Source organism: uncultured Jannaschia sp. (assembly GCF_947494025.1).
Classification (GTDB): domain Bacteria; phylum Pseudomonadota; class Alphaproteobacteria; order Rhodobacterales; family Rhodobacteraceae; genus Jannaschia.
In genome coordinates this window covers 1-12,242 of the sequence record NZ_CANLTQ010000018.1, presented here as the reverse complement: position 1 = coordinate 12,242, position 12,242 = coordinate 1, and the positions used below count along the sequence as shown (strand labels likewise).

Sequence of the window (12,242 nt, the reverse complement as noted above, 5' to 3'; positions counted from 1 at the left end):
GGATCAGGCGGTATCCTTGTAGAGTTCGGTTTGCAGGTCATGAGCGGCGCGCTCGAAGCCGGGCCTGCCACCGAATGCACGGACCAGCTCGACGGGCGTGCCGAGGCGGTCGAGGGGAGCGATCCGCAGCACTGCCACGTCGCCGAAGTTCGTGACACCCTCGTCGGCATACTTCTCCAGCAGCGCATCGAGGACCGCGCGCGCCTGGTCGCCGTACGTGGCGAAGGCATCGCGCTTGCGGACATTGTCGGCGCGCTCCGCGCGCGTTAGCGGCTTGGCGTCGAAGGCGACATGACAGATCAGGTCGAAGGGATCGAGGTCACGATCCAGTTCCGCTCCGATGAGATCGAGCGGCAACCCCTCGGCGGCGAGTTCCTCGAGTATGGCCTGCTTCCGCTCGGTGGCGTTCCAGCGGCGCAGGAAGGCATCGAGGCTCGCGTAGCGCTGCTGCAGGGCGCGTTTGGTAAAATCGCGCAGGGATTCCGTGACGAGTTTGCCGTTCTCGTCGAGATACTCGACACGCTCGGCGACGATGACAGCCCCGACCCCGTCGACGTAGATCTTCTTCTGCGGACCCTTGCCCTTGGCCTCGAACAAGTTGCCGACCGGGTCGATCGGGGTCGTGTCGCCTCCATCGTTCCAGACCCCCTCGCCTTCGCTGGGGTCCGGCTCACCGGCCCCCGGTGTCGGAGGATCGACGGGCTGGTCCGGTGTCGGGCTGTAGATTTGGACGGGCTCGCCATCGAACTCCGGATCGGCAAAATGGCTGGTGGCGCCGCGGAAGTCGATCAGCGTGAAAAAGTACTTGCCCGTGTCCTCATGCACGCGCGTGCCGCGTCCGACGATCTGCTTGAACTCGGTCATGGACCCCACCTCGCGGTCGAGCACGATCAACCGGCAGGTCTGCGCGTCCACGCCCGTAGACAGAAGGCGTGATGTCGTCACGATCACCGGCCATCGGGATTCCGGGTCGATGAAGTTGTCGAGCTGCGCCTGTCCCTCGGCGTCGTTGCCGGTGATGCGCATCACGTATCTCGAGCTTTCGGCGGCGAGGTCGGCGTTCTCGTTGATCAGCGCCTGACGCATGCGCGCCGCATGCTCCTGGTCGACGCAGAACACGATGGTCTTGGCATAGCGGTCGCCGCTCTCCCGCAGGAACTGCGTGACCTTGCGCGCGACGAGCGTCGTGCGGTCGTCGATCACCAAAGCGCGGTCGAAATCCTTGGCGTTGTAGAGCCGGTCCTCGACCTCCTGGCCCGCGCGGTCGAGCTGGCCCCTCTCCGGACGATAGCCCTCGATGTCCCGGTCGACATGGACCTTCACCACCTTGTAGGGCGCGAGAAAGCCATCGCGGATGCCCTGCTTGAGCGAGTAGGAGTACACCGGCTCCCCGAAATACTCGATGTTGGAGGCGTATTCCGTTTCCTTCGGGGTGGCGGTCAGGCCGATCTGTGTGGCGGACGAGAAGTGCTCGAGGATTTCGCGCCATGCCGAGTCCTCGGCGGCACTTCCGCGGTGGCACTCGTCGATGACGATGAGGTCGAAGAAGTCCTCCGAGAACTCCTTGTAGAGCTTCTGCCGTTCCTCCGGCCCGGTGATGGCTTGGTACAGGCCAAGATACACCTCGTAGGCCGGATCGATGCGGCGCTTGCGGTCGAGCGCGAGGGTCAGCGTCTCGCGGCTGCCGTCCTGCCGCTCGATAGTCTTGGCCTTGGTCGAGAGTTTCGCCATGACGCCGCCGAAGGGGCGGAAATCGTTCACCATCGTCTGGTCGATCAGCACGTTTCGATCGGCGAGGAACAGGATGCGCTTCTTCTGCTTGGCCTTCCACAGCCGCCAGATGATCTGGAACGCCGTGTAGGTCTTGCCGGTACCGGTGGCCATCACGAGCAGAACACGATCCTTTCCCTTGGCGATGGCCTCCGTCGCGGCGTTGATCGCGTTGACCTGATAGTAGCGCGGGGCCTTGCCGCTGCCGTCGTCGAAATAATCCTGCAGGACGGTTTGCTCCGCTGCGGCATCGAGACCCTTCCAGGCGCGGTAGCGGGCCCACAGGTCAGCAGGCGAGGGAAATGCATCGAGCGAGAGCGTCGTCTCGCGCTGATTGCTCTGACCGGTCCGGTCGTGGAACACGAAGCCGTCGCCGTTCGAGGCAAAGACAAACGGGATGTCGAGGGTCTCGGCGTAGTCGAGGGCTTGCTGCATTCCGTCGCCAACGGCATGCGCGTTGTCCTTAGCCTCGATGACGGCGATCGGGACATTGGGAACGTAGGACAGAACGTAGTCGGCACGCTTGGCCTGGCCGCGGCTCACCATCTTGCCGCGCACGACGATGCGGCCCTTCGTGAAGCCGACTTCCTCGCGGATCTGGTGCATTTCGTCCCAGCCTGTCGCACGCAAGGCGGGGGTGATGAATTTCGTGCAGATGTCGCGCTCGGACAGGCCGCGCTTGTCGATGCCGATCATCTACCCCCTGCCCCTTCCGTCCATGGATCGATGACCTCGATCCCACAATCGGCGAAACCGTCCCTGTCCCGCGTCGCGACCGCGGCCCCGCACGCCCGGGCGGTGGCCGCGATCTGGCAGTCGGGAAAGGATATCGGATGGCCTCTTGCCTGCCGCTCGGCGAAGATGGTCGCGAAGGCCGATGCAGCGGCACTGTCGAACGCCACCACGCGGCCCTCGAAGTCCTCCGCGACCATCGCGTCGATCGCAGCGAGGAGCGCGGCGCGTCGCCGGCCGTCCGGCAGAAGGGCAACGCCACGGCGGAGCTCGGCCTCGCTGACCGCGCTGAGATGAAGCGCGGCCGCGTCCTGCCGACCGAACCAGTCGATCACTGCATCCGCAGGCGACGGGCGCATCAGCTCGGAGACGACGTTGGTGTCGATCAGGATCACGGCCGGTACCTGCCTCAGTCGAAGCGCGGCGGCTCGGGCATGGGCTCGCGCGGCGGCAGGTCGACCTCCGCCCCGCCCAGAGCAGCGAAGCGCTGGTGGATGGTCTCGCCCAGATTCGCACGCGACGGCGACCGGCCGACCGACCGGCGCAGGATTTCGCGGACTTCCTCCTCCATATACCGACCGTGTTCGGCGGCCCGCATGCGCAGACGCTGCTTCAGAGTGTCGTCGAGATTGCGGATCGTGATGCTGGCCATGGCGTCCTCCACCTTACGTGTCAGGTTAGAGAGTGATTGCATTGCAATCAACACTCGCGTGCGGGTTGGACCGAATTCCTGCCTCGGTATTGGACAATGCGTGCTGTAGCCTGAGGGAAGCTCGGGAGCGGGAACACTGTTGTACGCCCCCGGCGCCGGTATTGTGCCTAGATGACACGCCCTTTTCTGACCAACCCGACCGCCCGCCGGCTCTTCCTCGACCGCCACCTGCTGCTGCGTCCGGGTTCAGGCTCCAGCAAAGGGGCATGATCTGGAGACGGTCCTCGATGGCCTCGGCTTCGTACAGATCGACAGCGTCAACACGCTTGCCCGGGCGCACGATCTGATCCTGTGGTCGCGGCGCGGGCAGTACCGTCCATCCGCCCTCGAGGCGCTCGTCGCCCGTCGGCGGACGGGGTTCGAGCACTGGACCCACGACGCCGCGGTGATCCCGATGCGCTACTATCCGATGTGGCGTTTGAAGTTCGGATGATGTCCCGGGACGTGGTGTAGCTGTCGGTGGCCATCGGGTTTCTCGGTAGGGTCGGGTTGCGACAACCAACCTGAACCGAGGGATAGACCCGATGACCAAACCGATGATGGACCTCCGCGCGCTGGTGGAGAAGAGCGGAGATGCTGATCTACTGCGTGAGATGATCGGCTTTGCCGCCGAACGTCTGATGGAGCTGGAGGTCGGTGCCAAGACTGGCGCCGACTACGGCGAGAAGACCCCTGAGCGGCTGGCGCAACGCAATGGCTACCGCGATCGCGACTGGCAGACCCGGGCCGGTAGTGTCGAGCTGCGCATCCCGCGCCTGCGCACCGGCTCCTACTTCCCGTCCTTTCTCGAGCCGCGGCGCTCGGTCGAGAAAGCGCTGACGGCCGTTATCCAAGAGGCCTATGTCCATGGCGTTTCGACGCGATCGATGGATGACCTCGTGCAGGCCATGGGCGGGACCGGCATCTCGAAGAGCCAGGTTAGCCGGCTCTGCGAAGATATCGATGAACGGGTGGATGCCTTTCTCACTCGCCCGATCGAGGGCGAATGGCCCTACCTCTGGATCGACGCGACTTACCTCAAGGTGCGCCAGAGTGGCCGGATCGTATCTGTTGCCGTGACGATCGCGGTGGGCGTCAACACCGACGGCCGGCGCGAAGTGCTGGGCATGGCGATCGGGGCTTCCGAAGCCGAACCTTTCTGGACAGAGTTTCTGCGCGACCTCGTGCGCCGCGGCCTCTCCGGCGTGAAGCTGGTGATCAGTGATGCGCATGAAGGCATCAAGGCGGCCACGGCCCGGGTGCTGTCGACCACCTGGCAGCGCTGCCGGGTTCATTTCCAGCGTAATGCGCTCGCTCATGCCGGCAAGAGCAGCCGCAGGGTGGTCTCGGCCTTCATCGCCACCGCCTTTGCGCAGCCCGACCATACTGCGGCCAAGACCCAGTGGCGGCTGGTGGCGGACCAGATGCGGCCCAAGCTGCCGAAGTTGGCCACGCTCATGGACACGGCGGAGGAGGACGTGCTGGCCTACATGACCTTCCCCGCCCAGCACCGAGCGAAACTACACAGCACGAATCCAATTGAGCGCCTGAACGGCGAGATCAAGCGACGCACGGACGTCGTCGGGATCTTCCCAAACGAGGCCTCGATCCGGAGACTGGTGGGTGCGATCCTGTTGGAGCAGACCGAGGAATGGACCGTCCAGCGCGGCCGTTACATGACGCTGGAAACGCTCACGCCGGTCTGCGATGATGTGATGGTCAGCCTGCCTGCTGCGCAGCGCGACTGACCTGCTCGGCCCGCCAGTGAGCGCGAGGCCCATGATGAGCTACACCACGTCCCGGGACACCATCGAAGTTCGAACGCGACGAAGCCCGGATGCGAAAACGCTGGCCTGCGTCGCAACGCGACGGTTGGCAAGACGAACTCGAAACCATTCTAAAGCTCATTACGGATCACGGGGCGGTCAGTTCGCTCGACGTCGGGGAGAACGAGGAAAAGAAATCGTCCGGCTGGTGGGACTGGCATCCGTCGAAGACGGCCCTCGAGTTCCTCTGGCGCTCTGGCCGGATCGCGGTCTGCCATCGGCGAGGATTCCGGAAGTACTACGATCTTCCTGAACGGGTTATCCCGCAGGAATACCTTTCCGTCCGCCGTGAGGACGCCGAGATCGTCAACTGGGCCATGTCCGAGACACTGGAGAGACTGGGGTTCGCGACGAGCGGCGAACTCGCGGCCTTCTTCGAGATCGCGAGCCGCGACGAGGCCAGGGCCTGGTGCGCCGCAGCGCTGGCCGCGAGGCGGATCGTCGAAGCGGACATCGAAATGGCCGACGGCGCCCGCCGCCGGTGTTTCACGACGGAAGCGATGTTGGACCGCGCTGCATCACTGCCCGCCCCGTCTTCGCGCGTTCGCATTCTAAGCCCGTTCGACCCCGTCCTGCGCGATCGGGCACGAACTGAACGGCTCTTCGGGTTTCGCTTCAGGATCGAGATCTTCGTACCCGAGGCCAAGCGGACATACGGCTACTACGTCTTTCCCGTCATGCAGGGGGACCGTCCAATCGGGCGGCTCGACGCTCGGCGCGTCGGTCAGGCAATCCGGGTGCGCGCCTTCTGGCCAGAGACCGGTGAGCGGTTTGGCAAGGCGCGCCACGCGGGACTGTTGGCCGAGATCGCAAGGATGGGCAAACTCGCCGGCACCACGTCGGTGGAGTTGCTCGAGGACTGGATGAAAGCGTGAGCTGCTGCCCTGGTTGTGAACCTGACATTTCGGCCCTTACCGGTCATTCGCATGGCCGCTGCGCGCCGCAGTGCAGCTTCCCCAGAGCGGACCTTCACAGTGGCACGCAGCATTGGCGAGTTGATGAAGGTCAACTGTGCAGACTGAACTGCCGTCGATTATTACAAGCCGAATGTCCGCTTCGGACGATCTATCGGGCCTAGGCCGCTCGCTTGTTTCTGCCTCAGGATGCAGCCTTCTTCCTAGGGCGCCGCGTCGTGGTCGGATAGCCGAACGCGAGGAAGATGTGTGAGACATGGATCGATCCGTGCGGCGGCCCCACGGGCGGCGCCCGGTCGTGCACGGTATCAAACAGCGCGTCAGCAAAGAGACCGGACGGATCAATACACGACGTGCCCGCGGGCGTCTTACGCAACTGGAGCGGTCCGTTTGGATCGATCTCCTCGAGCGTCTTGCGCAGTGGTGGGATCACCTCGTCCTTGGGATCGAGCAATACCCCGACCATCGCCGCTACAGATTGCCCTTCGCTGTAGATGCCGTTCACGAAGCGCTCCAGACCGTTCGGCCCGAGATAATGGTCCCGGTGGCCCTTTCCACGACCGACTCGCTTGAACTCGAACACGAGGTTCATTGATTGGAGCGCATCGTTCCAATGATAGGAGATGTCAGTTCGACGCTGCTCCGTGATCTCGCCAGTGGCGGGATTGACAGTCCCAATCACGTTCTCCGCCGTCCATCCGCCGAGTAGGCCCCGCCTCCGGGCGACGTCCCGCTCTACTTGGAACTTCAGCGCTTTCGTCAGCTTGTCCTCGCGCGTCCTAGGGTTGAACTGCGGAAGCTCCGTCGCCGCCAGACGCGTCCAACCCTCGATGATTGCCTCGACAGCTTCCGTCGCCGGCCGGATCGGAAACGCTGCCCGCCATGCAGTCCGATCGCTCAAGTGCTCAGCCTCTCTCGCGGCTCCGGCACCCGCTGCTGCACGTCCCGAACGATCCTCTCCGCGTCGCGCAGGGCTTGCCTGAGAGTCCAGTTGCGGCGCGCGAGGGGCCGCACTACGTAGAGATCGCCGCCGACCCAAATGTGAATATCGGGGACTAGCCCCATGTATTCTCCACTCGGAATCACATGCAGGCCCGCCTCGCGCAGGACACCCAAGGTCTCGATCACCGCTGCGTCGTTCATTCGCGCCTGTGCCAGTGGTGGCCCAGTGGGCGCTTCCTCATAATGAACGCGCGCAATCCCCACCCGCCCCTGACGATCACCCTCGGATGCAAAGACCTCGACTCGGAAACGGCCCTGTCCGCTCGTCCGCTCCCGCCACGAGGTCAGTGCATCCGCCAATCCCGACGCATAGCGGTTGAAATCCTTTTGCGCCGCAGGCCGCTGAATTGGCGTGTCGAGACTCCTGTAGTTCCGCGGCCGCACGGACGGGAGGATCACCTCGCAAGTTTCGAGGACGAGCGCACGCTCCTCCTCATAGAGGCCGAAATACCGGAAAATCGCATCATCGATCTCCGCCCTTGCAGCACCGTAGGCGCGCTTCTGATCGAGCTCGGGCAGCGCGGCGATCTCGTCAATGCAACCGACCACCTTTCGAAGTGCGGCGTCGGCCGCCTTCGGGTCCGGAGCCCCCTCAGGCATGAAGAAGGGGAAGCCCTCGACATCCTTTAGATGCATCGCGTTGCGATCGGTCAGGCGCTTCCAACCGTTAATGACGAGGAAGTAGCGAGCCAGCGCGGACCGCAAATAGGCGGCCAAGAACTTCAGGAGATCGGCGTCCTCTGCCTTGCCCGCGATCACACCGACGCTGCTAGTAAACGTCGCCAGCCCATCGAAATAGACCGCGCGAATGTTCGGCTCCTCGCGCGAGAACCCATCGGGGAAGAGCACGCGCGGGCCGTTGAAGACGCGCTGGACCCCGTCCGACAGACCAACTACCGTCTCGGTCTCCTCGGGCCATGATCGGAGAAGATCGCGGTGGAGAACCGGAGACCCAGTTCGCAACGCCTCGACAGTGACATGATCCATCGCCCGCAAAGGCTCAGCGCTCACGGCCTGCCGCGACTTGTCCATTCGATGGATGCCCTTGCGCTTGACCCAACGTCTGAAAAGCGGCGGGCCTTCCCAGAAGTCTGCAAGACGGCCGCGGATAGCGAGCCGCGACCAAATTGCGAGGTCGTTCGCATCGCCCCACATCAAGGCCACCAGCAGCTTTGGATCGTCGATCACCGACTGGGTCGGTACCATGTGACGGTCGGCCGACTGCATGGTGAGGCGGCCATATACCAAGCTCAAATCTGCCTTGGGCACGAGATACTCGAACGCCTCCATCGGGGCCGGCCCGTTCACCTCGGCAGCCCGCCGTTGGCCTAGGAAGACGTGACAGGTGTTCTCCGCGCTCGGAAAGAGGAGGTTCTGCAGGTCACCGAAATTCGTCAGCCTGAGCGGGCGATATCGGCAGAAGAGACGACTTACATAGTCGGCGCTCGTCGGCGCCAGGAACTGACCGATGGGGAGGAGGAAGCAGGCCACGCCGCCCTCCGCTAGGAACTCGAGCGCCCGCTCGGTGAACGCCCCGGCGATCTGGCGACGGGCGATCGGCAGGCCAGCCGCCTTTGCCCAGTCGTCCATTGAGGACCATGTGCCCCCCGCAGCCTCCGCCCAAGGGGGGTTCGAGATGACCATCGAGAACCGGCGGCCTGCGAACCCATGCGCCTTGGAGAAAAAGTCCGCATCGTTCCAACCGCGGACGAGATTCGTGCCCTCGAGAGATGGAAGTCGCGTCCCCTCCTTCTCTTGGGCTTCGTAGATGTCCTTGGGGTCGAGCCCTTCGAGCAGCGATAGATAGAGGCTGAACGCGGTGACCCGGCACGCCATCGGATTGATGTCGCCGCCAAAGATCGACCGCCTCAGTAGCTCGCCACGCTCGGTGAAGCCGAGCGGCGTCTCCGCCGCATGCTCAGAGAGCGCGATCAGACGCCTATAGGCCGTCGTTAAAAGGATCCCCGATCCGCAGGCACCGTCGAAGATCGTCTCGTCGAGAGGCGCGGGCGAGGCGTCCAGCGCCTGATCGATCGCTAGTACCGCAAGGTTGCGCGGCGTGTAGTACGCGCCGTTCGTCGCCTGTTCTTCCTTCGACAGGAACGCTTCGTAGAGCCCCGAAAGTAGCTCCACGGGGATAAAGGAGAAGTCGTAGTTCCAGAACGCTTGCTGGCCCGTGTCCAGATCGGTCTGCTGTAAGAAGGCGTTGAGCGTTTCGAACCCCGTCTTCGCTAGGGCGTTCCACGGATGATGGCGATCGTTCCCGAGGAAGTCGCCGTTGAAATCCTCGCGCAGACGCTCAATCAGCCACCGCACGCCATCGCGATCCGCCTCGGCCACGAGACCATGCATCGCGCGCACGTCCCGCCGGGACCGGTAGGTCTCGCCGACGATACCACGGTGCTCGAGATAGGAGATAAAGAGGACTTGCCCCATCAGGAGTTCAGCGAGCGCGCGCCCATCCTCTTCGTCTAGGCGCGCCGACTCCTCGAGGCCGTTCCGAGCAATGCCGTCGACCGCCCGGCTGAGGTTCTCGAGCAGCTTTGCGTCGACCCGCGCCTTCATGTCGAACCAAGCGGGCTTCCTGCGCGTCAGGTTCGCGCTTGCCACGTCCAGCGCCGAGAACGGGCCGTCCACACGCACCTCGTCAATCCGCAAAGTCTCTTGGGCGTCTGCCAGCCGCCTCACCGGGACGGCCGTGGCCTCCGCCTCGCCGAGTTCGATTACCACCGTCGCGAGGTTCTGGTTCCAGATGCGTTTGCGGATCGCATCGAGCGTGGGGCGGTCCGGATCCCCGCCATTCTCGTCAACGAAGATCACCGTCGGGATGCCCTCAACGTCGAAGACCGCCCGCGCGCGGATCGCGCCGTCGGGCTTCAGGAGCGTCTCAATTTCCAAAGCAAACGGGTGCGTCTTTTCCACCGAGCGTCCGCGGATATGGAGGACGTCCGGCTCGGCGGTATAGCCGAGCTGCTCGAGCCAGCGAAGCGCGTGCCTGTCAGAGCCATTCATGCCGATCGCCTGATGGTGGCTGCCTCGATACGCCGCCTCCCCTCGCCATGCAGCGCCGGCAAAGTAAACAGGTCGAGCTGCTCTGGGCCGGGCTGCCTCGGAAGGGCGAACCCGTCTCGCAGAATTACGAGATGCGGATCGAGGACCAGTACGATGGAATTATCGGGATCAGCTTCATTTGCCGGGCCGAACGTCTCCCAACTCCCGTCCAGATCGCAGAGAAGCCGACAACCCCAAAGCTTAACGAAAGACGTCCGCCCTAGGAGTGCACGAAGCTCGGCGAAAGAGCCCCGATGGGCTTGCAATTCGATGTGCAGGCGATCCTTGAGAAGAGCGGCGATACGCAGGACGAGAACTGTCTGCCACGCGAACTTCGCCGAAGACCCTTTCCCCGCCGGAGAGACGTCGGGTGCGATGAGCGCACGTCGAACTGTCCACTCGCGAAAGGTCGCGACCGAGAGACCCGTTAGTCGAGCCGCCTCCGAGGTGGGGATCAAACGCGCAGCCATAGCCTCTAAAGATTGGGTATCATACCCTTTCTTAATACGCGGAGCTATGCAAGAACAATGCTAAGCAGACGTTCGTAAATGTCATTGTTGGGTCGATCTAGGCTCGGAGCGGCCTTGCGGCAGCGCAGATCAACATGCAGTTCCGGCGTCGTCCGAATGTCGGCTCCCACCTTCGCGCCATGTCTGGCACGCATTTGCGGCGAAAGTCCGCTTTCCGCCCTCCGTGTCGATCGCCGCAATGCGGAACAACCGAGGCTACCTATTGTCGTCACCATCCCTTCGCTCCCCCGCCGCTACGATCCGCAGCACATCGTCCGGTAGCGGCCGCTGCAACGCGCGCGCCTCGTCGAACGGTGCGGTCAGCCACGCCTTCCACTCGTCCGGTTCGGTCAGGATCACCGGCATGGCCTTCGGATGGATCGCGCCCACGGTCTCGTTCGCCTCGGTGGTGAGGAAGCCGTAGAGCTCGGCCGTCACCTCGCCCTCCTTCACCTTCCGGACGCTCGTCCACTCCGTCCAAATGCCGGCGAAAAACATCAGCGGTCGGTCCTCGTTCCGCGCGAACCAGACCGGCGTGCGGCTCTTGTCCTGTTCCACGCGGTATTCCGAAAAGCTGGTGAACGGGACGAGGCAGCGATGCTCGGGGCCCAGCCAGCGTCGCCAGTGGGACGAGCTGAGATTGCGGACGTTGGTGACGCCCGGATCGGTCTTGCGGTTCTTCAGCGCGAAGGACGGCGACGGCATCCCCCATCGCATCATGACAAGTTCGCGGCCATCGGCGGTCTGGCGCACGACCGGTGCGGACTGGTCGGGAAAAATGGCGGGTAGCGGGGCGAGGTTGCCGGTCAGGTCCTCCATGACCTCCGCAATCTCCCGGATCGCGGCCTGGCCCCGGGTCAAGGAATACAGGTTGCACATGGCTCAGGTCTCCTCGGCTTTGGGGTTCACCATGCCTAGTCCGTCGCGGATACGCTGCACGGTCTGACGGCTTGTCTTGAACTGCCGTGCCAGGGCGGAGATCGTCTCGCCCTTCTTCAGTCCGGCGTCGATCTCGGCCCGGGTCTTGGCATCGAGGGCCGGCGGTCGGCCGAGCCGCTTGCCTTCGGCCTTGGCGCGGTCGATCCCGGCCCTGGTCCGCTCGACGATCAATTCCCGTTCGAACTGCGCGACGACGTTGAGGATGTTTGTCGTCATCCGCCCCGCGGCGCTGGTCAGGTCAATATCGCCCAGGTCGAGGCTCTTCACTCGAACCGGCATTTCACCCAGCCGCTCGATCGTCGCCATCACGTCTACCGCGTTGCGCCCGAGCCGGTCCATCTTCGTGACCACCAGCATGTCGCCGGCCTCGAGCCGATCGACGAGACGCGCGAAGCCCGGACGCTTCATCGCCTCGACGCTGCCCGAGATCGTCTCGGCCATGATGCGGAAGTCTTCGACCTCTATTCCGGCGGCGGCGATCTGCTGTTTCTGGTTTTCGGTCGTCTGCCCGACAGTCGAGACGCGGAGGTAGGCGAAGGTACGAGCCAAGATGTCCTAAATCCCTCTTTTCCGATGGACATGTCCGAAAAACGAGAAAACCTATTTTTGAACGGGGTTCAAGGAAGGTGTCCAATAACCTTCGATTTAGGTCACTACCATCGCGTCCAGCCGTTCGCTGCGCCGATTTCGAACGACCGCAGCGCGGGGGCAAAGCGGACTAATTCCAAGAACCGTCCTTCGCGTTTACGAGGTGGATGACGGCAGCGGGGCTGGACACCCAGTAGCCGTCAAAGGTGCTGCCAAGGTC

At 63.7% G+C, this 12,242-nt stretch carries 9 protein-coding genes and 1 pseudogene; 3 read left to right on the top strand and 7 right to left on the bottom strand.

Going from position 1 to position 12,242, the window contains the following annotated elements; all coding sequences use genetic code 11:
• Window positions 1-3: 3 nt before the first annotated feature.
• The 3 genes from hsdR to Q1B08_RS15555 are packed head-to-tail and all read right to left on the bottom strand — an operon-like array spanning window position 4 to window position 3,154.
• Window positions 4-2,457: an EcoAI/FtnUII family type I restriction enzme subunit R gene (hsdR, locus tag Q1B08_RS15565; RefSeq protein WP_366140032.1), complete on the bottom strand. Its 2,454-nt coding sequence runs from the start codon at window positions 2,455-2,457 to the stop codon at window positions 4-6.
• A 5-nt stretch (window positions 2,458-2,462) separates the two neighbouring features.
• Complete coding sequence (locus Q1B08_RS15560) at window positions 2,463-2,897, bottom strand: type II toxin-antitoxin system VapC family toxin (RefSeq protein ID WP_299820878.1); 435 nt, start codon at window positions 2,895-2,897, stop codon at window positions 2,463-2,465.
• A 14-nt stretch (window positions 2,898-2,911) separates the two neighbouring features.
• Complete coding sequence (locus Q1B08_RS15555) at window positions 2,912-3,154, bottom strand: plasmid stabilization protein (RefSeq protein ID WP_299820875.1); 243 nt, start codon at window positions 3,152-3,154, stop codon at window positions 2,912-2,914.
• Between the two features lie 171 nt (window positions 3,155-3,325).
• Between Q1B08_RS15555 and Q1B08_RS15550 the strand changes: the two are divergent.
• The 3 genes and pseudogenes from Q1B08_RS15550 to Q1B08_RS15540 all read left to right on the top strand — a co-directional run.
• Window positions 3,326-3,641 (top strand): annotated as a pseudogene (locus Q1B08_RS15550) (crosslink repair DNA glycosylase YcaQ family protein); the annotation flags it as partial.
• A gap of 97 nt (window positions 3,642-3,738) precedes the next feature.
• Window positions 3,739-4,941: an IS256 family transposase gene (locus tag Q1B08_RS15545; RefSeq protein WP_299820872.1), complete on the top strand. Its 1,203-nt coding sequence runs from the start codon at window positions 3,739-3,741 to the stop codon at window positions 4,939-4,941.
• An 89-nt stretch (window positions 4,942-5,030) separates the two neighbouring features.
• On the top strand, window positions 5,031-5,894 hold the full coding sequence (locus Q1B08_RS15540; protein WP_299820869.1) for a crosslink repair DNA glycosylase YcaQ family protein: 864 nt from the start codon (window positions 5,031-5,033) through the stop codon (window positions 5,892-5,894).
• Between the two features lie 223 nt (window positions 5,895-6,117).
• Here Q1B08_RS15540 and Q1B08_RS15535 read toward each other — a convergent pair whose 3' ends face one another.
• The 4 genes from Q1B08_RS15535 to Q1B08_RS15520 all read right to left on the bottom strand — a co-directional run bounded on the left by Q1B08_RS15535 (window position 6,118) and on the right by Q1B08_RS15520 (window position 11,983).
• On the bottom strand, window positions 6,118-6,834 hold the full coding sequence (locus tag Q1B08_RS15535; protein ID WP_299820866.1) for a Fis family transcriptional regulator: 717 nt from the start codon (window positions 6,832-6,834) through the stop codon (window positions 6,118-6,120).
• Window positions 6,831-9,947: an N-6 DNA methylase gene (locus Q1B08_RS15530; RefSeq protein ID WP_299820855.1), complete on the bottom strand. Its 3,117-nt coding sequence runs from the start codon at window positions 9,945-9,947 to the stop codon at window positions 6,831-6,833. Before Q1B08_RS15530 ends, Q1B08_RS15535 begins: the two co-directional genes overlap by 4 nt.
• A 764-nt stretch (window positions 9,948-10,711) precedes the next feature.
• A complete protein-coding gene (locus tag Q1B08_RS15525) occupies window positions 10,712-11,374 on the bottom strand; it encodes an SOS response-associated peptidase (protein ID WP_299820852.1) in 663 nt (220 codons plus the stop codon).
• A gap of 3 nt (window positions 11,375-11,377) precedes the next feature.
• A complete protein-coding gene (locus Q1B08_RS15520; RefSeq protein WP_299820849.1) occupies window positions 11,378-11,983 on the bottom strand; it encodes a recombinase family protein in 606 nt (201 codons plus the stop codon).
• Between the last annotated feature and the right edge of the window lie 259 nt (window positions 11,984-12,242).

Bases quoted from the DNA above. Each gene is read 5' to 3' on its own strand.
- Q1B08_RS15530 (WP_299820855.1), bottom strand. From the start codon at position 9,947: ATGAATGGCTCTGACAGGCACGCGCTTCGCTGGCTCGAGCAGCTCGGC.
- Q1B08_RS15525 (WP_299820852.1), bottom strand. From the start codon at position 11,374: ATGTGCAACCTGTATTCCTTGACCCGGGGCCAGGCCGCGATCCGGGAG.
- Q1B08_RS15540 (WP_299820869.1), top strand. From the start codon at position 5,031: ATGCGAAAACGCTGGCCTGCGTCGCAACGCGACGGTTGGCAAGACGAA.
- Q1B08_RS15555 (WP_299820875.1), bottom strand. From the start codon at position 3,154: ATGGCCAGCATCACGATCCGCAATCTCGACGACACTCTGAAGCAGCGT.
- Q1B08_RS15545 (WP_299820872.1), top strand. From the start codon at position 3,739: ATGACCAAACCGATGATGGACCTCCGCGCGCTGGTGGAGAAGAGCGGA.